This window comes from Bartonella sp. AP11XZML, assembly GCF_042196445.1.
Lineage (GTDB): Bacteria > Pseudomonadota > Alphaproteobacteria > Rhizobiales > Rhizobiaceae > Bartonella.
Genome location: NZ_JBHIQF010000077.1, coordinates 220,005 through 245,200 on the forward strand (window position 1 = coordinate 220,005; position 25,196 = coordinate 245,200).

At 36.1% G+C, this 25,196-nt stretch carries 14 protein-coding genes and 3 tRNA genes; 9 read left to right on the top strand and 8 right to left on the bottom strand.

The features are described 5' to 3' along the window. Positions 1-173: 173 nt before the first annotated feature. Positions 174-1,181: an NAD(P)H-dependent glycerol-3-phosphate dehydrogenase gene (gene gpsA, locus ACFIMG_RS08180; protein ID WP_375652409.1), complete on the top strand. Its 1,008-nt coding sequence runs from the start codon at positions 174-176 to the stop codon at positions 1,179-1,181. A 1,845-nt stretch (positions 1,182-3,026) separates the two neighbouring features. Here the strand turns inward: gpsA and fabI are convergent. From fabI to fabA, 3 genes are read right to left on the bottom strand one after another with little or no spacing between them, the layout of a single operon-like run. After that, positions 3,027-3,845 carry an enoyl-ACP reductase FabI gene (gene fabI / locus ACFIMG_RS08185; RefSeq protein WP_375610038.1) on the bottom strand — a complete coding sequence of 273 codons (819 nt, stop codon included), beginning with the start codon at positions 3,843-3,845 and terminating at the stop codon, positions 3,027-3,029. 48 nt (positions 3,846-3,893) lie between these two features. Continuing rightward, positions 3,894-5,114, bottom strand: a complete 1,221-nt coding sequence (fabB, locus tag ACFIMG_RS08190; protein WP_375678797.1) for a beta-ketoacyl-ACP synthase I — start codon at positions 5,112-5,114, stop codon at positions 3,894-3,896. Between the two features lie 57 nt (positions 5,115-5,171). After that, complete coding sequence (gene fabA / locus ACFIMG_RS08195) at positions 5,172-5,681, bottom strand: 3-hydroxyacyl-[acyl-carrier-protein] dehydratase FabA (RefSeq protein WP_273722474.1); 510 nt, start codon at positions 5,679-5,681, stop codon at positions 5,172-5,174. Between the two features lie 231 nt (positions 5,682-5,912). Between fabA and irrA the strand changes: the two genes are divergently transcribed. Beyond that, positions 5,913-6,425 carry an iron response transcriptional regulator IrrA gene (irrA, locus tag ACFIMG_RS08200; protein WP_375678796.1) on the top strand — a complete coding sequence of 171 codons (513 nt, stop codon included), beginning with the start codon at positions 5,913-5,915 and terminating at the stop codon, positions 6,423-6,425. 46 nt (positions 6,426-6,471) lie between these two features. Here the strand turns inward: irrA and ACFIMG_RS08205 are convergent, their stop codons facing one another. The 4 genes from ACFIMG_RS08205 to ACFIMG_RS08220 all read right to left on the bottom strand — a co-directional run bounded on the left by ACFIMG_RS08205 (position 6,472) and on the right by ACFIMG_RS08220 (position 11,574). After that, on the bottom strand, positions 6,472-7,032 hold the full coding sequence (locus tag ACFIMG_RS08205) for an SH3 domain-containing protein (protein ID WP_375652410.1): 561 nt from the start codon (positions 7,030-7,032) through the stop codon (positions 6,472-6,474). A 1,618-nt stretch (positions 7,033-8,650) separates the two neighbouring features. Next, positions 8,651-8,884 (bottom strand): 30S ribosomal protein S21, encoded by a 234-nt coding sequence (gene rpsU / locus ACFIMG_RS08210; RefSeq protein WP_012754552.1) that lies wholly within the window; start codon positions 8,882-8,884, stop codon positions 8,651-8,653. Positions 8,885-9,069: 185 nt separating this feature from the next. After that, positions 9,070-10,743: a formate--tetrahydrofolate ligase gene (locus ACFIMG_RS08215; protein WP_375678795.1), complete on the bottom strand. Its 1,674-nt coding sequence runs from the start codon at positions 10,741-10,743 to the stop codon at positions 9,070-9,072. A 754-nt stretch (positions 10,744-11,497) separates the two neighbouring features. After that, a tRNA-Arg gene (locus tag ACFIMG_RS08220) sits at positions 11,498-11,574 on the bottom strand. A 364-nt stretch (positions 11,575-11,938) separates the two neighbouring features. On the opposite strand from ACFIMG_RS08220, the gene ACFIMG_RS08225 reads away from it, so the two are divergent. From ACFIMG_RS08225 to pgi, 3 genes are all read left to right on the top strand, one after another. After that, positions 11,939-13,078 (top strand): efflux RND transporter periplasmic adaptor subunit, encoded by a 1,140-nt coding sequence (locus tag ACFIMG_RS08225; protein ID WP_375678794.1) that lies wholly within the window; start codon positions 11,939-11,941, stop codon positions 13,076-13,078. Then, complete coding sequence (locus ACFIMG_RS08230) at positions 13,075-16,209, top strand: efflux RND transporter permease subunit (protein ID WP_375678793.1); 3,135 nt, start codon at positions 13,075-13,077, stop codon at positions 16,207-16,209. Before ACFIMG_RS08225 ends, ACFIMG_RS08230 begins: the two co-directional genes overlap by 4 nt. Positions 16,210-16,398: 189 nt before the next feature. Continuing rightward, a complete protein-coding gene (pgi, locus tag ACFIMG_RS08235) occupies positions 16,399-18,063 on the top strand; it encodes a glucose-6-phosphate isomerase (RefSeq protein ID WP_375612841.1) in 1,665 nt (554 codons plus the stop codon). Between the two features lie 396 nt (positions 18,064-18,459). Here pgi and ACFIMG_RS08240 read toward each other — a convergent pair. Next, positions 18,460-18,549, bottom strand: a tRNA-Ser gene (locus tag ACFIMG_RS08240). Positions 18,550-18,834: 285 nt separating this feature from the next. On the opposite strand from ACFIMG_RS08240, the gene rplU reads away from it, so the two are divergent. The 4 genes from rplU to ACFIMG_RS08260 all read left to right on the top strand — a co-directional run bounded on the left by rplU (position 18,835) and on the right by ACFIMG_RS08260 (position 24,919). Then, positions 18,835-19,314: a 50S ribosomal protein L21 gene (gene rplU, locus ACFIMG_RS08245; protein WP_375611445.1), complete on the top strand. Its 480-nt coding sequence runs from the start codon at positions 18,835-18,837 to the stop codon at positions 19,312-19,314. Between the two features lie 12 nt (positions 19,315-19,326). After that, on the top strand, positions 19,327-19,596 hold the full coding sequence (gene rpmA, locus ACFIMG_RS08250) for a 50S ribosomal protein L27 (protein WP_273723965.1): 270 nt from the start codon (positions 19,327-19,329) through the stop codon (positions 19,594-19,596). A gap of 1,412 nt (positions 19,597-21,008) precedes the next feature. Continuing rightward, the gene (gene ptsP / locus ACFIMG_RS08255; protein ID WP_375678792.1) at positions 21,009-23,540 is read left to right on the top strand and encodes a phosphoenolpyruvate--protein phosphotransferase; all 2,532 of its coding nucleotides are present in this window, start codon (positions 21,009-21,011) and stop codon (positions 23,538-23,540) included. A gap of 1,289 nt (positions 23,541-24,829) precedes the next feature. Beyond that, positions 24,830-24,919, top strand: a tRNA-Ser gene (locus ACFIMG_RS08260). The last annotated feature ends 277 nt before the right edge of the window (positions 24,920-25,196 follow it).

Genomic DNA, 25,196 nt, shown 5'->3' on the forward strand with positions numbered 1-25,196 from the left:
TAGGATATAAAGCAGGGATAAGTACAAGATATCAGTGGAATGAGTATCATTATTTTGAATATACTTTTAATTTAAAAGAGAAAGTCCGTGGGGTATTTAGTATAGCATTAAAATTATTTGTAATAATAATATGCAATTGAAATCAAAAATTTAGAGAATAATCAGAAAATTTAATGAAAACCGTTGCAATGACAGTTATAGGTGCTGGTTCTTTTGGTACTGCATTAGCGATAGCTCTTGCCCGTAATGGTCATAATGTTTTACTTTGGGGATATAGTCCTCAACATATCAAAGAATTACAGGAACAACGTTGTAATCAAGTATATTTACCCGATGTTCGATTTCCTGAAAATTTATTACTTGAAGCTTCCCTTGAAACTGCAATAACGGCAAGTCACAATATATTAATCGCTGTTCCAAGCCATGTATTTCATCAAGTTTTGTATAATATTCAGCCTTATTTAGATCAGCATTCACGCGTTATTTGGGCTACAAAAGGTTTAGAACATGGTACTGGACGTTTCTTACAAGAGGTTGCTCGTGAGATTTTAGGTGAAAAAATTCCTTTAGCTGTTTTTTCTGGACCAACTTTTGCGCAAGAACTAGCTATTGGTTGGCCTACTGCAATGACGATAGCAGCTTCTGATGTTGAGTTTGGTAAAGAATTGCAGCAACTTTTTCATTGTGACAAAACTTTTAGAGTTTATAAAAGTTCAGATATGATTGGTGTTCAATTAGGGGGGGCAGTCAAAAATGTTATTGCTATTGGTGCAGGAATATCAGATGGCATAGGTTTTGGGGCAAATGCACGAATAGCTCTTATCACACGAGGACTAGCTGAAATCAGTCGTTTAGGGGGGGCTATGGGTGCTGAGCTTTCCACATTTATGGGAATGACAGGCTTAGGTGATCTGGTTTTGACATGTACTGATAATCAGTCGCGTAATCGCCGTTTTGGAATACTTCTTGGTAAAGGAATAGATATAAAAGAAGCAGAAAAACAAATTGGTCAGGTTGTGGAAGGATACTTAAATACCAAGGAAGTATATACGTTGGCGCAGCGTATTGGGGTAGAAATGCCCATTGTAGAACAAATTTATCAAATTCTCTATTGTGGTAAAAATATAACTGAAGCGGCAAACACATTACTAAGCCGCGCCCTCAAGGACGAAATTCAATGATATCCTGTTTTTTAATAATTCCAATCGTAAAAAATAGAAACATGTTATGATAGACATATAAAATAGATTTTATTGATGGTTGTATAAGGCGGTCATATTCCAGAAAATTATAGATTCATATCATTCGATTCTTTATGAAACATGGCTGAAATATAAAAGTTTTGGCTTTTGTCTCAGAGCTATCTCTTTGAAGATAAATTATCGTTTCCACTTACACATGTTTATGTAATGTAATGAACAAGATATTTTTATTGTCTCTTAAATTCATCTCACAATGATATTTGCAAACAGAATAGTACAAGACTCATTAGGTAGAAGCATCTTATTTATGTAACGTATAAGCTAAGAATATCGGGGCAGGGATATTGTGAATCTCTGTTTTTGTAATTCTTTAAAACAAGAAGAGAATCTAATTTGGGAAGAAGATGAAATTTTAAAGCTGAAAATCTGTTCCCATTTCTACAATCATTTTTAAATTCAGTTTTACGCTATCTAAAGCAATATCTTTTAAATAATGGAGATTATCTCACACCTTTATTTTTCTCATTTTCTAATGAAAGCATTTCTCTGATGTGTCAGGTAAAATAGAACGTCCCAAAAAACACGATTGCTGTTATATATTCACGTGCTTGTTTTAAAGAGACCTCTCTTAAAAATCCTAAGTCCAATTTGCGACGGTGACCGTGAATAGTGTAACCGATAAAGCTATTGTGCACATCCCCATCTTTATGTTTATGAAGGAGGAAGACGAGCATCATTACACCCCCAAATGTTGTGAGACAGCTCTTGGCACTTGAAGCTGTTCAGTAGAGATATTTAAGCCTTTTATTTTCTCACATGTCAATTCTGTTTTTTATATGCAAGAAATGATTTTTGGAATTATAACTTTGAAAGTCTAAGATTGAAAAAATGTTATTGTACTTGTTTATGGCTGTCATTTAAACTGAAAAATAATGTGATTATAAAGATAAAAAATTGATTTATATAAATGATTCATTTTATTTTTGTATTGAGTTAATTAAAAATATATGTTTGCTTGTCACAAGCGGGTTAGTATGTGGATAAAAATTATTAAAGATACTTCTAATGAATCATCTCAAGTGTCAAGGGTTGTTTCAATATTAGAACATGGCAAGTAAAATGACGGTGTCGGTTTGTCATCTGTATAAACATTAAAATGGTGGTAAAAAAAGGATTTTATGTACTTCACAAGGATTTTTTATACGTTCTACAGGTACCATTGTGAAATGGAATGGCGTGCATTGAGAGATATCTTTAAAAAATGCATGAAGGAGAAACAGCTATAGTGTTTTTGGGTGTTCTATTTTACCTGACACATCAGAGCAATGCTTTCATTAAAGAACAATAGTAAGATTAATGATTGATTTCTTTACGCCTTCATATTCATCCTAAATTAGATTGTATTTGCGTTTCAAGAATAAATCAAACGGTAGGAATATTTTTTCAATTTGCTACACAAAAGCTGAAACTAAGGGTTTTAATAATTCTCTAATCTCTGTTTCAAACTGCGGTGGCATGAGGGTTGGATATTGATTTATAAGCAATGGCAAAAGCGTATGCTTTAGTAAGGTAAATAACGTCATAAAATACACACTTTATCAACCATGGATTGAAGAAATATTCCGGCTTTTATAAAATATTTTGCGAAACAAGGCATCGTACATCTGGTTTTGTATTGACTTATTCTTACAAACATTTGCACATATTCCTTACGTCATATTATTATAAGTCAATACACTATTATATAGCTGAGAAAGTACTCAATACCCGATTAAAGCACTATGTACATGATTGATTTTCTTTTTTAGTGCAATGAAACAAATTTTATTCTTCTTGGGAATCGTCACTTTTTTTCAGTTCTTCAAGTATTGGCATAGACATGATGTTATAGCCTGAATCAACATAATGGATTTCACCTGTAACACCTGATGATAAGTCAGAGAGTAGATAAAGAGCAGATTTTCCAATTTCATGAATATCTACGGTACGCCGTAATGGGGCATTACGGCGTTGATGTGAAAATATTGCCCGTGCAGCTGCAATACCATTACCTGCTAAAGTTCTAACAGGACCAGCGGAAATCGCATTGACACGAATATTTTGAGGACCAAAGTCCGCTGCTAAATAACGTACCATAGCTTCTAAAGCTGCTTTAGCAACACCCATGATGTTATAATTAGGCACAACTTGCTGTGAAGCACCATAGGTAAGAGTTAAAAGTGTTCCTCCATTGGGCATAAGCTTACCCGCGCGCTGGGCAATTTCAGTAAAGGAATAAGCTGAAATAACCATCGTGCGTTGAAAGTTTTCACGTGTTGTAACATCAACGTAACGCCCTTTTAGCTGAGTTTTATCTGAAAAACCAATGGCATGGACAATAAAATCAATTGTTTTCCATTCTTTTTCAAGTTGCTCAAAGACGTAATCAATATTTTCACTTTTTTCAACGTCACACTCTAGCACTAATTTGCAGCCAAGTTTATCTGCTAGGGGATGAACACGTTTTCCAAAAGCATTTCCTTGATAAGTCAACGCTAATTCCGCTCCTGCTTGTGCGAGCTGACAGGCAATGCCCCAAGCAATTGAATGGTCATTCGCAATTCCCATAATAAGGCCGCGTTTGCCCTCCATCAAACCTTTCATATTATTCTCCGTAAGACCGTACTTTTTTCAATTACTAAGAGCTTTTGTTTATACATAACGTTGGAAAACAAGCGTTGCATTGGTACCGCCAAAGCCAAAAGTATTCGACAATACGGTATTCAGTTGTTGATGATCACGTCGTTCACGAACGATTGGTATATCAGCAAAAGCTGGATCAAGTTCTTCAATATGGGCACTTTCACAAATAAAATTATGATTCATCATTAACAATGTATAGATTGCTTCGTGAACACCTGCTGCTCCCAAGGAATGTCCTGTTAGAGACTTGGTAGCGGAAATGGGGGGGCATTGATCACCTGCTCCAAAGACACGACGGATAGCTTCTATCTCAGGAGGATCACCAACAGGAGTTGCTGTCGCATGGGGATTGATATAATCAATTTTATTATCGACTGTTGCAAGGGCCATGCGCATGCATCGTTCTGCTCCCTCTCCTGATGGGGCAACCATATCATGTCCATCGGATGTCGCACCGTATCCAACGATTTCTCCGTAGATTTTTGCACCACGTGCTTTAGCAAGTTCTAAATCTTCAAGGACTAAAACGCCAGCACCTCCAGCAATGACAAAACCATCACGATTAATATCATAAGCACGTGAAGCTTTGTGAGGAATGTCATTATATCTGCTGGACATAGCGCCCATGGCATCGAATAAAACAGATAGTGTCCAATCCAAATCTTCGCAGCCACCGGCAAAGATGCGCTTCTGTTTACCATATTGTATCATTTCGTAAGCATTACCAATACAATGATTGGAGGTAGCACAAGCTGAAGAGATTGAATAATTGATCCCCTTTATTTTAAAGAAAGTTGCTAATGTTGCAGATGCTGTGGAACTCATCGCTTTAGGGACAACAAAAGGTCCAACACGTTTTGGACCTTTTTGGCGTGTAATGTCAGCAGCTTCTACGATTGAATGTGTTGAAGCACCTCCAGAACCCATAATAATACCCGTGTGTTCGTTCGATACTTCATGCGGTTCTAGACCCGCATCAGCAATTGCTTGATCCATGGCGATGTGATTCCATGCTGTTCCACGCCCATGAAAACGTAGAGCACGTCGATCTACGAGTTCTTCTATATTAATATCGGGCTTGCCATAAACTCTGCTACGAAAGCCTAATTCAGCATATTGAGGTGCGTAAGAAATTCCGGATTTTGCTTCACGTAAACTGGTTAAAACAGCTCCAGGGTTATTTCCAATTGCGGAGACAATTCCCATTCCGGTTACAACAACTCGACGCATTCATACCTCCTCGTTCCATACAGAATAGTGAAAAGTTCTTTCTGACGGAAATAACGTTCAATCTTCTTTGAATAAAGCAACGCGTAAATCGTTCGCCTTATAAATAGTCTCTCCATCTGCTTTTAGCCACCCATCAGCTATTCCTAAGACTAAATTTCCACGTCGAATACGCTTAAAATCTATTTCATATTCAAGAATTTTGGTTTGTGGAGTTACCATCCCTGATAACTTTACTTCACCTGTTGATATTGCTCTTCCTTTGCCTGGTTCGCCTAGCCAACCAAGAAAAAAACCTGTTAATTGCCACATACCATCCAGTCCGAGACATCCTGGCATGACGGGATCGCCTATAAAGTGACAATTAAAGAACCACATGTCTGGTGTAATGTCAAATTCGGCGCGAACCATTCCTTTATCGTATTTACCATCAGTTTCACTAATTTGAGTGATTCGATGAATCATTAACATTGGCGGTGCTGGCAATTGCGCATTACCTCTACCAAACATTTCGCCGCGAGCGCAGCTTAGAAGCTCTTCATAAGTGTAGCGAGACTTTTGTTCAGCCATTGTTACTCCATTTATTTGCATATATCTTTATTTCTGCGCTTTTCCCAACCTACTTTTAGAGCAAATTTTAAAGAGAGGGAAATGATTTTATATCATTTTTAATGACAAAAGCCTTTTTTTATGTATTCTACATAGGTAATTATTTAAAAATGGAATACAAGATTACACCATACTATTCCCATTTTTTTGTATTTTGATCTTATTTAGTAGGAATATATTTGGGTTTGTAATATGTCAGTGAGTGCAGACAATTTAGATATGAATGAAGAGCAGCAGTTCACAAAAGAGTGTGGAAAAATTGTGCAATATTATTCCATTTCTATGTTAGAAAAACGTTTGCGTCAAAATGGTCTGCGTCCAACACGTCAGCGGTTGGAACTTGCACATATGATTTTTTCTCAAGGAAATCGTCATATTACTGCTGAAGAGCTCTATGAGGAAGCGGTGAGGGTAGGTGTACCTGTATCTTTAGCAACGGTTTATAATACGCTTCATCAATTTACGGAAGCGGGATTATTACGGATTATTGCCGTAGAAGGCTCAAAAACTTGGTTTGATACCAATACCTCTGATCACTACCATTTTTATATAGAAGGCGAAAATCGTATTCTTGATATTCCTTATAATTTGGAAGAAGCTCCCATTATTAAAAATTTGCCTAAGCCACCAGAAGGTATGGAAATTTCACATGTTGATTTAATCGTGCGATTGAAACCAAAAAATCAATCTTGTGATAGGCAGTGAGGATATTTAATGAGGAATAAAAATTAAACTTGTTGAGTTTGAGTATTCACCAACCTTTTACTTTTTCATCAGGATAGATTCCCCATAACTGGGGTTGCTGAAGCCATCCGCGCGTATTATTAATGTTTAGTTCGCACCATTGTCCATCACATTGGCGGATGTTACCAATGACGTTAGGTTCTACTTCCGCCACAAGTTCTGCGTTGTCGGTGGGGTTTTTTCGTAGCATCAGCCTTTTTGTTTTATCTTTTTGCCATGGAATAGTTATAGCAGTTCGCTTTCCCGATAAAAGCGATTGATACACCCATCCCTCATCGCCTTCTGCATCACGAATTTTGCGCCATTGATCATATTCTTGAATGATTTCAATAGGTAAGCCCTTCTTTTTGTAGGTGAAAATGATAGAATAGTTGCTTCCTGGTCCGACGCGTACATTAACGCTGGTGGGTTTAATCGAAGCAAATCGCGGAAGTGGTAAACCACTGGGCCCTAAATTTTGATTAAATGTTTGTGCATGCAACAAATGAGGTGAACCCAATACAATGACTGTTGCTATTAAGATACATGATATGAGTATTGAAACGCGAAACCAACGAGAATTTTGCACACCGAACTCCTTTATTTCGTCATATATTGGAAATTTAAAATCTGAAAGATAAGACTGGAAACTGATAAAAAGTATGACACATTGCTCGTTAAAGAGATCTAAACGATGAAAAAATTGCTACAAAAATATCAAAATAAGGAAAACAAAAGGTTTGTATTTCTTAGTGCTTATCTTGTTTATGAGGGGGTAGATATAAATAAACATTAGATTTTTATGTAGCTGTAAGCGTGATAAAACAGTAAAGTATATTGGAGCCATAGGCAGTTTTTGTACAGGAAATTAGGGCTAAAGTATTGCATCTCTTTTTTGAGTTTGTTTCTCAAAGTAAAAGTGCATGTATGCATACTATGAACAAAGAGCTGTTCAGAAAGGGATTATTGTGTGGCTTGAAAAGAAGTTTTGAATGAACAAAATAATACGATAAATAAAACATTTAAGCGTAAAAATATGAGCAACATTATAGAGTAGATTGATATATGAAGGGCTAATTTTAACAGGACACTTTTTCGTGATAATTCATTTATAAAATTTTCTACACTCTAATCTTACGCCATGATAATGCTTATCCGTATGGTAGATAAGCTGGCTTCATCGTTCTATTTACCAGCTTTCAATGTTATGCAGTTCCTATTATTTATGGTATTCATAAGAAGCATTTTTGTTTTTTCTTAAATAGCTTTTATTCTATTTGCGTACGAATCCCGCTTATGATGTACAAGAAGATAATCTTGATTGATTCAATATGAGAAAGTGTTGAGAAACTTTACGTTATTCAGAATTATTACTTAATATGAAAAACGATTACTTATAATAACAAATCTCCGCGTTAAAAACCTTAACTCGTTATTTAAATTTTAAAAACATTTCCATCAAAAATGGTAATAAAAGGCACATTCATCCATATTAAAACACAGTGTTTTCTCTGTTTATTGTCAATTTTCTTTTTCTCTAACTCAGTATAGAAGAAAGTTGAATGAAATAGAAAGGCTTATTCGATACACTGATGAGGGTAATTACATAAGTGATGAATAGAAGAAATTTATCAAGAAAAAAGAATCTATAGTGCAGTGGTTGAAATTCGTCATCCTTTAGAGAGACAGAATCAAGAGATATAAAAAGTTATGGAATTATATCGTTTCGTTACATAACTGAAGGGAAAGAGGATTATGAATTTGATATTATATTTTACACACAATCGCATATTGCGATAGTTATTTTTGTTTTGTAATCAGACCTAGGATGATCGAAAGATGTAGAATATTTAATGACAAAAAGAAATTCATCATGAAATTTGCACATAAGAAGCAGTGATGTAAGAGATATCCAGAAGGAGAAAATTATAGCGAAAAGTGATAATAAAACACCCCGCACTCAATTTACATAGGAAAAAGTCGCTTAAATATCTCAAGTGTAGTTTGTTATCTATTTTTAAAATATAAGAGTGAAATAAAAACCACCTCTATGATAGAAACCTTATTATTTTCAAATAACTAACATATTAGATAACATTGTACATAAAAACCTACACAAGCAATTCATCGCAATTGCCTATGAAGATAAAATTTTCTAGTAGCTTACTATCTATTGCTTATGCAATTATATAATATCATAAAGTATATTACTTTACCGCAACAGTTCGTCCGTTACTAACAAAACCTTCTCTTTGTGCACGCTTACGAGCAAGCTTGCGTGTACGACGAATAGCTTCAGCTTTTTCACGAGCACGCTTCTCAGATGGCTTCTCATAATAACTACGCATTTTCATTTCACGGAAGATACCTTCACGCTGCATCTTTTTTTTCAACGCGCGGAGCGCTTGATCAACATTATTATCACGAACGAGTACTTGCACTATTTATCCTGCTTTTTTCAGTGTCACAAATAATAGGAAAACCTACGTCCTTTTAAAGGCATATCCAAAAGGACAGAAACTTATATCATATAAATAAGACATTTGTCTATATCGCTTTTAAAAATTCTATTTTTTTTGTAATAAAATGCTTTTTATAATGAATGATAGATTTCATGATTATAAACTTATGAAAGTCCTTGTATTTGATCATTTTCGTCAAGATGAATTTTTTCAGCCGTGGGATAATGGGGTAGTCCCGGCATGGTCATAACATCTCCACAAATGACAACAATAAAACCGGCTCCTGCACAGAGATGAACTTCTCGTATGGGAATTTCAAAATCAACAGGAGCACCGTATTGCTTGGGATCAGAAGAAAAAGAATAAGGTGTTTTTGCCATACAAATAGGGTAGACGCCAAAACCTTCTTTTTCCCAAGTTTCAAGTTGTTTGAGAATAGGGGCTGAGATAATGGCACCACGTCCACCGTATAGCTTTGTTATAATACAATTAATTTTTTGAACGAGGGGAATATCATCTTGATAGAGAACTTTAAAATCAGAATCGTGCTTTTCAATCAAGGTAACGAGTTCTTGTGCAAGTTCTATAGCGCCTTTTCCACCTTGTTCCCAATGCTTACAGATAATAGCTTTGTGTCCAGTTGTTGCAACTATTTTTTGTAATGTTTTTATTTCAGCATCGCTATCGCTGTCAAAATGATTGATAGCCACAACACAAGAAATACCGTAGTGCTTCATATTTTCTATGTGTCGTAAAAGATTGGCAGCTCCTTTTTCTAAAGCGGTGATATTTTCTTCTGTCAGGTTATTTTTATCCAGACCACCATTCATTTTTAATGCACGAATAGTTGCGACGATCACTGTAGCATTTGGTACAATACCTGCTTGCCTACATTTGATATTGAAGAACTTTTCTGCTCCAAGATCTGCTCCAAACCCTGCTTCTGTGACAACATAATCAGCAAGTTTTAAAGCAGTTTTTGTTGCTATAACTGAATTGCAACCATGAGCAATGTTGGCAAAAGGTCCTCCATGAACGAGAACAGGATTATTTTCAATTGTCTGTACGAGATTGGGTTGTATAGCATCTTTGAGAAGAACTGCCATTGCACCTTCCGCATTGAGATCAGCAACGGTGATGGGCGTTTTATCATAACGATAAGCAACAATAATTTTTTTGAGTCTTTGTGTAAGGTTTTCTAAATTTTCAGAGAGACAAAGAAGCGCCATAATTTCTGATGCAACAGTAATATCAAAACCTGTTTGACGTGGAAAACCATTTGTTATGCCCCCCAATGAAATGACAATATCGCGCAATACACGGTCATTCATATCAAGAACGCGTTTCCAAACAATGCGACGTGGATCAATGTTTAGAGTATTTCCCCAATAAAGATGATTATCTATCATTGCGGCAAGAAGATTATGAGCAGCTGTAATAGCATGAAAATCACCGGTAAAATGTAAATTAAGGTCATCCATTGGAATGACTTGCGCATAACCACCACCAGCAGCACCACCTTTTACACCAAAACAGGGACCTAAAGATGGTTCTCTCAAGGTAGCTATTGTTTTTTTACCAATAAGATTAAGAGCATCACTTAGTCCAACTGTTGTTGTTGTTTTGCCTTCTCCGGCAGGTGTGGGATTGATAGCTGTGACAAGGATAAGTTTACCATCTGGATTTTTATTAAGCGATTTTATGTATTCAGAAGAAATTTTAGCTTTATCATGACCATAGGGAATGAGATTTTCATGTGAAATACCAATTTTTTGTGCAATTTCAATAATATGTTGCTTTTTAGCAGTGCGAGCAATTTCAATATCAGTTTTAGGCATGGAAAAATTCTTTAAATTCAGCTTTTATTAATGTTTGAGATCTGTACTCCATGGATTAATTAGAAAAATTCATAGAGAACAGAAAAATATTAAGATATCATAGAAATCGATGATATGCCATGCAAGAGATAATGCTAAAGAAGCACAAGAAGAGTTTTATTGTTTTTTAGGAAAAAGAATCTTTTTGCTTTTAAGCAGTAAAAATACGTTTAATTCAATTAAAAATATTGCGAAAAGAAGCTTTGGTTTGCAACAAATGTTGATGACATTAATGGATACCATAAGTGTTTCATAGTAGTACGTTTGAGAAGTAGTTTATTTATTCTTTCTAACAACACACTGAAAAAGTTTCACATGGTGGTAAACCGGAATTTATGGCGACACATCTGAAGTCCCTCTTAAGATGGGACTGCTAGGAATAAAATATCCAGAAACATCCAGTTATGGAACAATTAGAAATAAGAACGTAAAAAATTACCTAACTGAGTAGAGAGTATAATCCGGAAGAGACCAAAAACAAGCGCATAGATTGAAAAAAGAAAACAACAACATACGCTACTCATGCAATCGCTACGATTATAAGCTAATAAAAGCACCTTAGAGCTGAATTGAAGGACTCATAACATCTTATTCTAGCAAATGGCTAAAGAAACGACTCACAACAGAATGAAATAACAAAATACAAAGATAGGTAAAAATAAATCACAAAATAAAGAATTTAAAAAGTCTGACTTTATAAGAAGATATTGATAGATGGCGCACCCGAAGAGATTCGAACTCCTGACCCCCAGATTCGTAGTCTGGTGCTCTATCCAGCTGAGCTACGGGTGCATACATTTCAATTTTTTACATTGTCTAAGACAAAGGGTTCCTAATCGTTTCATTAAAGAAATGCAAGTGAAACTTGGATAGTAATAAAAAAAATTTCTCTTTTTTATGAGATATTTTAAAAAAGGATATAATATATTATGGCTTCAGTTGATTTTGATATGAACATTTTTTTGTCATGACCATACAAAGCAATATGAACGATAGTTAACTTGACGTTTTAATCTATGAAAGATAGTCAAGCAGAGATGAGATGTGTTTTTTGCGGTGGGGGTAAGATATATACACCCGCTGTTGGGTTTTTGTGTAAAACGCCGATATTACTGAAAACTATTTCAGATGAACATGACACAGCAAGGGCGGATGTATGGCGTTATTAAAAAAGAGCTTTCCATTAGTGTTTTTAATCGTTGTTTTAACGGTTACTTATTGGGCTGGAAAAAAGAGTGCAGACCAACCCATTTCTATGGTGGATAAAACAAGAATATCGGATAAAGCTTCAAATGAAAAAATGGGAAGGCCACCGGTAAATGTTGTCGTTGATCTTGTAAAAGTTCAAGATCTTTATGAACAACTTAACGTTCTTGGGAGTGGAAAAGCTCTTGCAGAAGTCGAACTTACCCCTTTATCCTCAGGTGTTATTGATAAGCTTTTTGTATCAGCGGGTACAAAAGTACAAGCTGATGATGTGATTGCAAAGCTTGATTCTAAAAAAGAAGAAATAGCGGCTGCAAAAGCAAAAGTGCAACGTGATAACAATGCGTTGACGCTTTCGCGTATTCTTAAATTACGCGCCAGCAATACAGCAACGGAAGTTCAAGAAATTATGGCACGCTTAGAGTTGGATAACGCAAATTTAGTTTTGCGTAATGCTGAATTAGATCTCGATCGGCGAACAATTCGAGCACCGATTCCTGGAGTTGTTGGTATTTTGCCTGTTGATGCGGGGAATAACGTGACCCTTAATACTGTAATAGGCCGTATTGAGAATAGAGAACGTATTTTGGTCGATGTATGGGCCCCTGAACGATATGTGTCGCGCATCCATAAAGGAGATGAGGTAACGGCAACGTTAATCGCGCAGCCAGATAGATCTTTTGTTGGTCATATTTATGCGATTGATAATATCGTTGATCCAGAAAGTCGCACACTTCATGTTCAGGTTGAAATCAATAATGAAAAAGATACGCTCATGTCTGGTATGTCCTTTTCTGTTTCCTTGCAGTTTCATGGTGGTTCTTTTCCTGTCGTTAATCCTCTTGCAGTTCAATGGAATAGTAAAGGGTCATTCGTTTGGCGTGTGAGAGAAGGAAAAGTAGAGTCTATTCCCGTAACAATTATTCAGCATAAAGCCGATCATGTTTTCGTGAAAGCTCCCCTAGAAAATGGTGATCAAGTTGTCATTCAAGGGGTGCAAATGCTTTATCCAGGAAGTAAAGTAACTATTGATGATCCAAAGTCTCATCAACAGCAATTATCAGTAGGTTATGGAACGGATATACAATGAGCCAAGAATTGAGCACAAAACAGCCTACGTCAAAGGTGGAGCAAGGTGGTCTCATTACCTTATTTATTCGCAGACCGGTTTTTACTCTTGTTTTGAATGCTATGATCATCATTGCAGGATTTGCAGCATGGTTAAATGTTGATGTAAGAGAATTACCCGATGTTGATACTCCTGTAACAACGATTGTGACGATGTTTTCTGGTGCATCGGCAGAAACAATTGATCGTGAAGTTACAAAAGTTATAGAAGATGCTGTTTCTCGTGTTTCAGGTGTTAAGACGATTTCTTCAACGTCTTCTTTTGGACGCTCCCGTGTGAAGATTAACTTTAATGTCGGTGTTGATTTGAATGTTGCAGCATCTGATATTCGTGATGCTCTCTCCCGTGTTACCTATTCTTTACCGAAAGATGCGGATTCGCCTTTGATTATTAAAGCAGATTCGAATGCTGCTGCCATGATGTATTTGGTTGTGACGTCACCAACAATGAGTGTTGATGATTTAACCACGATTGTAAACGATCAGATTGTTGATGCTATTTCTGCTGTTGATGGTGTTGGTGATGTACAGGTCGATAGTGCTCGCACAAAGATTTTTCAGATTGATATAGATCAAGCAAAACTTGCAAGTTATGGATTAACTGTAGCAGATATTTCACGTGTTCTTGCTGATATGACAACAGATGTGCCAGTAGGGTCATTACGCAATTCTAAGCAAACTTTAGTTGTACGTGCTACTGCACGTTTAACAACACCAGAATCTTTTGAACAAGTTGTTTTAAAGCCTCATGTGCATCTTGGTGATGTTGCGCATGTTACTTTATCGCCGGATATAGAAACAGTTATTCTTCGTATCAATGGAAAGACAGGTATTGGATTAGGTATCGTGCGTAAAGCACAATCCAACACTCTTAATATTTCTGAAGGTGTGAGAGCCGTTGTTGATAATCTCAAAAGTATTGTTCCTTCTTCTGTAAATATAGACGTTATTAATGACGATGCAATTTTTATTAAAAGCGCTCTTCATGAGGTTGAAGTTGCGTTGGTTATTGCTATTTTGAGCGTTATCTTGGTCATTTTTCTTTTTCTCAGAGACATTCGTGTAACGCTGATACCTGCTTTATCTCTTCCTGTCGCTTTGATTGGTACCATTGCGGCTATTTATCTTGTAGGGTTTTCATTGAATATTCTCACATTTTTAGGACTTGTTTTAGCAACAGGGCTTGTTGTGGATGATGCCATTGTTGTTCTTGAAAATATTGTTCGGTGGCGCAACATGGGATTAGGTTCCAGAGCAGCAGCAGTGATAGGAACACGTGAAGTATTTTTTGCTGTTTTAGCAACAACATTGACTTTAGTGGCTGTGTTTGTTCCTATTTCCTTTCTTCCTGGGCAAGTTGGAGGTCTTTTTAGAGAATTTGGTTTTGTTTTGGCAATTTCTATTTTGCTTTCTTCAGTTGTTGCCTTAACGCTTTGTCCAATGTTGGCTTCGCGTTTTCTCAAAGAACATATTGAGGAAAAAGAGGAAAAGTCCCATCATTTTGCTTTTTTATATAAATTAGGTACTTTTTTTCATAAGGCATATACTTACAGTTTGCATAAGTGTTTAGAAAAGCCTTGGGCTGTTGTTTTTGCTTCACTTATTTTTGCGGGTCTTTGTGTTGGAGGCTATACGAAGCTACAACAGGAATTAACGCCAGCAGAAGACAGAGCTGTGATCTTTTTGGTTATTAATGGACCACAAGGTATTTCAACACAATATTTGAACGAGCAAATAGAGCAAATTGAAGCAAGTCTACAGCCATTACGTGATGCAGGGGAGATTGCTAACAGTTACTCTATTGCGGGTGCTGGCGGTTCACCCAATACTGCTTTTTTGATTTTATTGCTTTCATCTTGGGATAAACGTTTACGGAGTCAGCAAGAAATCGTGAAAGATATTAATGCAAAGGTTAAACAGTTTCCCGCAGTTTTTGTGTTTGCTGCGCAGGGAAATTCTCTAGGTGTGAGCGGAACTGGGCAAGGGTTGCAATTTGCAATTCTTGGCAATGATTATGCAATATTACAACCCATTGCTGATAAGCTGGTAAGTGCTTTACAAGATGATCCGCGTTTTATTCGCCCACGCCTTACTGTTGATGCAACACAACCGCAATTTTTTATTGAAATCAATCGAAAAAAAGCCTCCGATTTAGGGATTGATATCACCAATTTGGGCGATACATTACAAACAATGTTGGATGGTAAAAAGATTGGTTCCATTAACGTGGATGATCATTCTTACGATGTTAAATTGATATCGCGTACAAATTCTATGAAGAGTCCTAGCGATTTAGAAAATATTTTTTTAAAAACCAAAGACAATCGATATGTTCCTTTATCGGTTATTGCGCGTTTACATGAAAAAGCTATTGCTCCTCAATTAAAACGGGAAAAACGCATGAGTGCTGTTATTTTAAGCGCAAATCTTGCTCCAGATATCGCTTTAGGGGAAGCTTACCAAACTGTACAGAAAATTGCTTCTCCTTTGTTATCGAAAGGAACTTACTTGGTTCCCTTAGGGGAAGCCGAAACGCTTAACGAAACATCTTCCAATTTTATGATTGTTTTTGGCATTGCTTTTTTGATTATTTTGTTGATTTTGGCTGCTCAGTTTGAAAGCTTTATTTCAGGATTCATTATTATGGCCACTGTCCCATTAGGGATTGGTTGTGCTGTAATTGCTATGCTATTAAGTGGTGTAAGTCTTAATATTTACAGCCAAATTGGATTAATTTTGTTAATTGGTGTTATGGCAAAAAATGGTATTCTTATTGTTGAATTTGCAGATCAATTACGTGATCAGGGAAGAAGCGTGCGTGAAGCCGTAGAAGAAGCAGCAAACATTCGCCTTCGTCCAGTTTGTATGACAATGATTTGTGCCATTTTAGGAGGTATTCCTTTGGTTTTGGCCAAAGGTGCTGGCGCAGAAGCTCGTATAGCCTTAGGTTGGGTTATCGTTGGTGGCTTAGGTTTAGCAACTATTTTTACGCTTTATGTCACACCGGTTGTTTATCTTTTTTTAGGGCGTTTTATAAGACCAAAAGCAGAAGAAGATTTACGTTTAACAAAAGAACTCAATCAAGTTAAATGATGTATATGATAGAAAAGATTTGAAAGTTTATTCTTGTAAAAATATCATTTTCGGATCTTATCCTTTTATTTTGTATATTCCTTCATTTTTATGTGAGCAGTGAAAATAGCGAGCAATAAAGGAGGTGTTTTCTGCTTTGTTATTGTTTGGGCATAGATTTCATTATCAATAACCGTATAGGATAAGCTTATGGGAGATAGCTTTTCGATTCGAAATGAAATGGCTTTTGAAGCCACATTAAAAGCTTTAAGAAACCATGCCGCAAAGGATGGGGTCTATGATATTCGTCGGCATTTTGTAGAAGATGAACAGCGTTTTTCCCATTTTTCCCTCAGACTTGATGATCTTCTTTTCGATTTTTCAAAATGTGGTGTGACATTTAAAACATTGCAACTTCTAGATGATTTAGCGGTCGCAGCAGATGTGTTAGGCCGGCGTGATGCAATGTTTTCTGGTAAGGCGATTAATACAACTGAAAAACGCTCAGTTCTTCATATTGCATTACGTTTACCTGCTGATGAAATTTTCATGTTGGATGGTCATAATCTTATTCGCGATATTCAAGACGTCCTTGAAGATATGGAAAGATTTTCTGAAAAGGTGCGTGATGGAAGCTATAAGGGAAGCAGTGGCGAGAGAATAAGTGATATTGTCAATATTGGTATTGGTGGTTCTGATCTTGGTCCTGCAATGGTCACATATGCTTTAAAACCTTATCATGATGGTCCACAGTGTCATTTTGTTTCGAATGCTGACAGTGCCCATATTTCTGATACTCTTTCTATTTTGAATCCAGCAACAACGCTGTTTGTCATTGCTTCTAAAACTTTTACAACGGCTGAAACAATGGTCAATGCTCAAGTTGCACGTCAGTGGATTTGTTCACATTTAGGAGAAGAAGCCGTTTGTACGCATTTTGTTGCTGTTTCAAGTGCGCTTGATAAAGTGGCAGAATTTGGCATAGATTCCACAAGAGTTTTTAAATTTTGGAATTGGGTTGGAGGACGTTATTCAATTTGGTCAGCCATTGGACTTGTTGTTATGTTTGCAATAGGTGGTGGAAATTTTCGCCAATTTCTCAATGGTGCTTTGCAAATGGATCAACATTTTAAAACTATGCCTTTGCATAAAAATATTCCTATTCGTTTTGCTCTTTTAGGATTCTGGCATCGTGTTATTTGTGGTTATTCATCACGTTCGATCATTCCTTATGCACAGCGTTTAATACATTTTCCAGCTTATTTACAACAGCTTGATATGGAATCAAATGGTAAGCAAGTCTCGCTGGATGGAAAACCATTAAGTTTTTCAAGTGGTCCAATTGTTTGGGGGGATTCAGGAACAAATAGTCAACATGCTTTTTTTCAGCTTCTGCATCAAGGAACAGATATTATTCCTGTAGAATTTATTTTATTTATAAAAGGGCATGAGAAAAAATTACATTCTATGTATGAGATGTTGCTAGCAAACGGTTTAGCACAATCAAAAGCCTTGATGAAGGGGCGTAGTCTTGAAGATGCTCGGCATATCTTGATAAAAAATGGAGTTGATGAGGGTGAAGCAGACCATTTAGCACGTCATAGAAGTTTTAAAGGAAACCGTCCCAGCATTACGCTGGTTCAAGATTCATTAACACCTTTTGCACTCGGTCGTCTTATTGCGCTTTATGAACATCGCACTTTTGTTGAAGGGATTTTAATGAATATTAATTCATTTGATCAATGGGGTGTTGAACTTGGTAAAGAATTAGCAAACGAGTTACTACCAATTCTTCGTGGAGAAAGTAAAGCGGATAATCGTGATAGTTCAACATTAGGGTTGCTAGCACATATTCAAGCAAGACGTGCAAAATAATATAATTTTACAGTAGGTTTTGTACTAACTAAGCAAAAGTAGAATGAGAGAGAAATATGAGATAATTCTTTAATTTTACTATGCCTTCTCTTATTATCTGGATTAGATTTATGTAACAGAAAATCAAAAAAGTGCAAAAATTGTAAAAATGAGAATTTATTCGCAAAAACGATAAAGACCTTTGAGAGGTCTTTGAAGACCCTTTGAGAACCCCTTAAAAACTCTTTGAAAAAAAATAAATTGGTACAAAACCTAGTGTCAAAATATACAAAACCTGCTGGCAAGCTACACTTCGAAAAAAATAAATTGGTACAAAACCTAGTGGCAAAATATACAAAAACCGCTGGCAAGCTACAACGATTAAAGACAGTTTTAATAATATCGCTTTATAAACTGTGGCGGAGAGAGAGGGATTTGAACCCCCGATAGAGTTGCCCCTATGCCGCATTTCGAGTGCGGTGCTTTCAACCACTCAGCCATCTCTCCATAATAAAGTGAAACAAAAATCGGCACTATTTGAGTGTATAAGGGGTAGATAACCTTCAATTGTTTTTGGTACAACCTTTTTTTCTTTTTTATGGGACTTTATTGACAGAGAATAGAAATTCCTTCATATATACAAAATATAAGCGTGGGGAAATCTGCGCATATTTGTGTTGAAGAAGGTTTTATCCTTCTTTGGGATCTATTACGACTGATAAAAAGCAGCCTATTTTCCCTTATTTCAAGGCAGAAATTAAATAAGAGCTGGAGTGAACGGAAGGATAAAAAATGTTCGCAGTCATTAAAACTGGTGGTAAGCAATACCGCATTGTTGCTAATCAAGTGGTAAAAGTTGAAAAAGTTAGTGGAAATGCGGGTGATGTGGTTGAATTCAATGATATATTAATGGTTGGGCAAGAAGGTAATGCGGTTATTGGTACCCCTGTCGTTGCTGATGCATTGGTGACAGCTGAGATTTTAGAACAGGCACGTGGGCGCAAGGTTATCGCATTTAAGAAGCGCCGTCGTCAAAATTCTAAACGCACGCGTGGCCATCGTCAAGAATTTACGAGGCTTCGTGTTTTAGAAATTTTAATGGGTGGTTCAAAACCTAAAAAAGTTGCTGCGAAACCTATAAAAGAAGAAGAAACTACACCAAAAGAAACAAAAGCTGCTGCTTCTGTTGAGAAGACGGCTAAAAAAACGGTTGAAAAAAAGACTGCGTCGCAGAAGAAAGCATCTGTAGCATCAAAGAGTAAGAAAGATTAAAGGAGAGCGTCTATGGCACATAAAAAAGCTGGTGGTTCCTCGCGTAATGGTCGTGATTCAGAATCGAAACGTCTAGGCGTTAAAAAATTTGGTGGTGAAACCGTTATTGCCGGAAATATTATTATTCGCCAGCGTGGTACACGTTGGCATCCTGGAAACAATGTCGGCATTGGAAAAGACCATACGCTTTTTGCATTATCAAATGGAAAGGTTTCTTTTCAACGCAAAGCGGGTAATCGTTCCTATGTTTCAGTCATTCCTATGGTGGAGGCAGCAGAGTAATCTGTAACACTCTCTAGCTATCAACGGGATTTCATTGAATTGTAGTTGTGGTTTTGTAAGTATTCAAAGGGAAAGATGAATCTCATCTTTCCCTTTTTGCGTTGGTACTATAATAAATGTAGAAGATAAAAAGGTAGAATTGGGGAAATGGCTTTTCTCAATGAGGGAAAAAGTTTCTGCGCTGTTATGTTAGTATTTAGTACTGAACATATTGATATTATGATAGAGTTTGTTGATAAGTTTCTGTATAATAATAGTGAGGAGAGACTTTCTTTTTATGTATGAAGAAGCGTCGAGTAATTTCTTATAAGAGAAGCAGTTTGTTTTCAGAAAATTATGAGAAATTTAATGAGAGCATTATTGATGTAATCATTTTGATAAAGATGGATCTTTTTATCGGCATTGTGGTATTGATGAGTTGTCATACTGTTTTTAGGTGGTAGTGTGGATAGGTGGGGCTATTCATTTAAAAAGACATAGGGATAAAAAATCCATAAGAAGGTAGTCAAAACGACTTTGAAAGTGACGTGCATTAAGGAATTTTCGGTAAATCGAGAGTGAAATTATATTTTTAAGGAGGACGGTGTTTAAAGATATAAAAATAACCAACGTGCAATCAGCGCCCTTCAAGAATATTTTTTCTGATTTCACTATTATTGTGTATTGTTGAAAATAAACAAGCATAAGAGCTAGAGTTAAGGCAATCATTGCGTTTCATTTTTTACTTTATTTATCTTATTTGTAGAGTTTTTCTTTATTTTAGTAATTGATGATAGTGCTTGGGGGGATGTTCGTACTTTGCAAATGTGCGACAGAGGGTATTGTGTATTTGCGATGTTGATTGAAGTAAAGGTGTAGCTTAAAATATATAAATATTATATATCGAGGGTTTGATATCATAAGATGGGCAGCACGGAATTTTAAAGATGATAAGTTGCATGGAGCAATTTGTAATTATGTAATGAATTTATAAAGAGGGATAATAGGTTAAATAAACTTTGAGGAATCAATCAAAATATTAGCTGAAGTTACGGATGATTGGGAAGGATGCTTTCTTGTAGGAAAAATAATGAAAAGTTATATTGGATAACTTAGGATCAACTTAGGATAATAAGAGCATTTTGAAAGCATAGTTTTTCAGGTGATTGGTGCTGTAAAAAACGGGGTTTTGTCTTTGTAAAGTAAAAGAGTAAGAGGCAGACTTGTTTATGATGGTTTTAAGCACTTAGGTGGATAATAATATCTAATTGTTTTATCGGTTATATTGAGGTATTTAAGCACCTCACTTAGCTATATTCTGTAAAATATAAAGAGAGCTGTGGTGGTATTTATAGCTTGTATTTTGGGAAATGCAGCTTTGAAAAGGAATGTATCAGAGATATTGGTGTTCAAATGTGAGGCAATTTGAATTCATGATGAGATATGAGAAAGCAGAAGCAATGAATGTAGATTTTGCTGATGGTGAAATCTTGTCTATAAGATCTGTACAACTTGCAGCTGCTTTTGATCATAAAAATGATGCAATTTATGCTGCCGCTGAATTGCTTGTGCAGGTTGGTGCAGTTGATAAGTGTTATCTGGCAAGCATGCTTGAACGTGAAGAAACAACCAATACTTGGCTTGGAAATGGTATAGCCATTCCTCATGGTATGGCTGAAAATCGTGATTTAATTATCAAGGATGCTGTTGCTGTTATACAGGTTCCTGCTGGTGTTGAGTGGCAGGATGGCAAGAAAGCATATTTGGTTATTGCCATTGCAGCGTGTCCAGATCGCTATAGAGAAATTTGTAAAAAATTGACGTCTCTTTTATTTGATAAAAAACAGCTTGAAGTACTTGCAACAACTATGGACAAACAACAAATTGTTACAACTTTGTTTGACCAAAATATGAAGATAGAAAAAACTTTTATTGGTGACCTTTCTGTGTGTCAGGAATGGACTTTAGATTATCCAAGTGGTCTTCATGCACGACCAGCTTCTCTTTGGGTTGATTTTGCGAAAAAGGCTCAAAGTTCCATCAGAGTTCGCCATGGTCAATATACCGTTGAAATGAAAAATTTGGTTGGTTTATTGCAATTAGGAGTAAAAAACGGTGATGTTCTGATTTTTTCTACAGATGCTGCAGAAGGAGCACAACTTCTCAATGATGCCATTGCTATTGCAAAAAAAGTGAGTATTAGTGAAAAATGTCTGATAAGAGCAATGGAATCTCAAACAAAGGCTTTTCATGGTTGGTATCCACGCTCTATGCAAAAAGGCATTTCTGGTGTTGGAGCGAGTTCAGGATTAGCATTTGGTAAGATTTTTGTTTTAAGGCAAAATGATATTTCCATAATAGATCAGCCAATTGATTTTGCAGCTGGTGCAGCATGTCTTGAAAATGCTCTTACAAAAACAAAACATAAAATGGCATCTGTGATTTCTGATATTACAGTGCGTATGGGAGCAGATTCTGCTGCGATTTTTTCTGCGCAAATGGTTTTGCTTGAAGATGAAAATTTAATAGCTCAAGCTTATCGTTTTATAGCGGAAGGTCATGGTGTCGCTTGGTCTTGGGATAGAGCGGTTCGTCAATTTTCAGATATGTTTTTTAAGGTAGATAATCCTTTGTTAGCAGCACGTGCTGTTAATTTAGTTGATGTTGGTCGACGTGTTTTAGGTGAAATCAATCCATCCTATAGATCGTTCTTTTTAAATGATATTCCACATGGTGTAATTCTGGTTACAAATGACCTTTCTCCTTCTGATGTAGCACAACTTGATTGTACAAGGGTAAAAGGATTAGCAACAGCATGGGGAGGTCCATTATCTCATACAGCTATTTTGGCGCGTACTCTTGGTATTCCAATGGTTGTTGCTGCAGGTGATGATATTTTAGCAATTCAGTCTGATATTCAGGCTATTATTGATGGCGATAACGGGTTTATTTACCTTAATCCTACGCTTGAAGACGTTGAAGATGCTCAAAGGCATATTGATACTGTTGCGCAAAAACGTGTCAGTGAAATAAGTGCGTGTAGATTACCAGCGCAAACGATAGATGGTCAAAGAATTCGTATTATGGCTAATGTCAACTACGCAAATCAGGTTCCTGTTGCGCTTGATTTGGGGGCTGAAGGTGTTGGACTCATGCGCACGGAATTTTTGTTTTTAGAGAATCCATATATTCCGGATGAAGAGCTACAATTTAATATATATCGGGCGATGATTACAGCTGTAGGAGATAAGCCATTAATTATTCGTGCACTTGATATTGGTGGAGATAAACAGGTTACGCATTTACATTTATCTAAAGAGGACAATCCTTTTTTAGGTGTTCGAGGAACGCGGCTTTTGTTACGTCGACGTGATCTTTTGGTGCCTCAATTACGTGCTTTATATCGAGCGGCAAAAGAGGGTGGAGATCTATGGATTGTGTTTCCGATGGTCATGTCTGTTTCAGAGATTGTCGCTATAAAAAAGATTGCAGAGGAAATCCGCAACGATGTTGATGCACCAAAATTAAAACTTGGTATTATGATCGAAGTTCCAGCAGCGGCCATTATGGCAGATGTATTAAGCGCCCATGTTGATTTTTTTTCAATTGGAACCAATGACCTAACACAGTATACAATGGCTGTTGATCGGCAAAGTCCGTACCTTGTGTCTGAAGCTGATAGCCTTGATCCAGCAGTTTTGCGTATGATTTATCAGACTATTCAGGGAGCTGCACAACATAAGTGTTGGGTTAGTGTATGTGGTGGTATGGCTGGAGATCCTTTTGGTGCAATGATTTTGACTGGATTGGGAATTCATGAGCTTTCTATGATATCTTGCGATATTTCTCCAGTAAAGGCGTGTTTACAGACTCATAGTTTTGAAGATATGAAAATTTTAGCACAAAAAGCATTACAATGTGAAACTGCACGAGCTGTACGTGCTCTAAGCAAGGATATAAGGTGATAAGGATATAAGGTGATAAAGAACATTAAGGGAAAAGAACGAGCTCATTTTGCAGAGTAATCAGATCTTTAGTGCTGTAAAACATTATCCTTTAAGACGATTATTAACAACATATTAATTTATAATGGTAATTTATCGTTTTACATAATGAGAACTCTAAATATCGTAAGGTTTTTTCGTTTTAAATTTCTCTATATTAAATTAATAAAAATTATTCTTTTATACATTACAAGGAGGAGTAATGTATGGATAAAAACACTTTAGGAAAGAATAAATGCCTTTTATGCATTCTCTTAAATAGCAGGGGATGTTGCAACATTAGGGGATAAATAGCGTGATCGTACTTGGCTTTTCCTTTTTATTTAAGAAAAGATGATGCTATCCAATAGATTTTATACCACTCATAGACACCGTATGAGGTAGATGTGACAAGCTTTAAGAGATGTTTTTTAACAAACGTGTGGATGAGAAAGAAAATATATTTTTAGAGTATTCTGTTTTGTTATGAGACCATATCCCACTTAAAGAATGCGATAATCAAAAGTATGAAGTAATACGTAATTTTTTTTAAATAATGGAGACTACTTTAGATATTTTGAAAACTGTAAAGCTGAATTTAAAAATATATGGTAAAAATGAAAACAGGTTTGCATTTTTATGATTTTGTATTTGATCAAAATGAGACTATTTTTTCATTTTAGAAAATAAAATATATTCATACATATTAAATTAAAAATGCAAAGTTTTTTTCTGAATTTTATTTTCTTTAGTATCAACTAAATATAGAAGTGTGAAATTGAATAGAGGATTTAGAATAGGGCTTATTATGTAATCCTATGAAAGAGAAAACTGATACCATCACACTATTTTACAGCTCTCAATGTTGCAAAAATTCGTGCTATTTAAGAAAATGCATAAGAGCCGCTTATCCTCTCTTAAAATGTTCTTCCCCCACATACCATCCCTTCCTATGACGTATAAGTAAGTGATTTTAATTATTTGGTTGTGTAAAACTATGGACTGTATGCCAATTTTAAGAGAAGTATTTTTTTGTGAAGCAGAAAGTGCGTAAATGAGCATGAAAGTTTATAACTGGTGACAATCTTTTTATTCTCATTATTGTATTCTACAAATCTATCCACGAAAAAAGTTTTTTCTTAAAAAGAAGGGATGTGCTTGTTATTCAACAGATAAAAGCTCTTACTTTAATAAATGAATTTGTTTTTTGGGTTTTGAATGTATAGTTTAGACTTGCACGTTATTTCTTTCTGGGTATAGTGCGAACTTCTGGAGAGGTGGCCGAGTGGTTGAAGGCGCACGCCTGGAACGCGTGTATATGGGAAACCATATCGAGGGTTCGAATCCCTCTCTCTCCGCCATACAATTTTCTCCTATGTATAACGTATTGATTCTTTGTAATCTTTTTAAAGGTTCGGGAGCGTTAACAAAAGTTCGGGAATAGGATTTTCCAACATACCGTTACAAAACTCATCTTTTTCCTCCAACATTCTCTAATAATTTTTTGAATTCTTTGAGAACCACTATTTTAAATGGGCGAAGATATTGTCTATCGCATCCATGAGACGAGCAAAATTAAGAAACCATTTTCTAAAGAATTTCGCGCGTCTCAGAGTATGTTTAGAGTCGGATATTTGG

Excerpts from the sequence above, each read along its gene's own strand:
- gpsA (WP_375652409.1), top strand. The coding sequence starts at position 174 with ATGAAAACCGTTGCAATGACAGTTATAGGTGCTGGTTCTTTTGGTACT.
- fabI (WP_375610038.1), bottom strand. The coding sequence starts at position 3,845 with ATGAAAGGTTTGATGGAGGGCAAACGCGGCCTTATTATGGGAATTGCG.
- fabB (WP_375678797.1), bottom strand. The coding sequence starts at position 5,114 with ATGCGTCGAGTTGTTGTAACCGGAATGGGAATTGTCTCCGCAATTGGA.
- fabA (WP_273722474.1), bottom strand. The coding sequence starts at position 5,681 with ATGGCTGAACAAAAGTCTCGCTACACTTATGAAGAGCTTCTAAGCTGC.
- irrA (WP_375678796.1), top strand. The coding sequence starts at position 5,913 with ATGTCAGTGAGTGCAGACAATTTAGATATGAATGAAGAGCAGCAGTTC.
- ACFIMG_RS08215 (WP_375678795.1), bottom strand. The coding sequence starts at position 10,743 with ATGCCTAAAACTGATATTGAAATTGCTCGCACTGCTAAAAAGCAACAT.
- ACFIMG_RS08225 (WP_375678794.1), top strand. The coding sequence starts at position 11,939 with ATGGCGTTATTAAAAAAGAGCTTTCCATTAGTGTTTTTAATCGTTGTT.
- ACFIMG_RS08230 (WP_375678793.1), top strand. The coding sequence starts at position 13,075 with ATGAGCCAAGAATTGAGCACAAAACAGCCTACGTCAAAGGTGGAGCAA.
- pgi (WP_375612841.1), top strand. The coding sequence starts at position 16,399 with ATGGGAGATAGCTTTTCGATTCGAAATGAAATGGCTTTTGAAGCCACA.
- rplU (WP_375611445.1), top strand. The coding sequence starts at position 18,835 with ATGTTCGCAGTCATTAAAACTGGTGGTAAGCAATACCGCATTGTTGCT.
- rpmA (WP_273723965.1), top strand. The coding sequence starts at position 19,327 with ATGGCACATAAAAAAGCTGGTGGTTCCTCGCGTAATGGTCGTGATTCA.
- ptsP (WP_375678792.1), top strand. The coding sequence starts at position 21,009 with ATGATGAGATATGAGAAAGCAGAAGCAATGAATGTAGATTTTGCTGAT.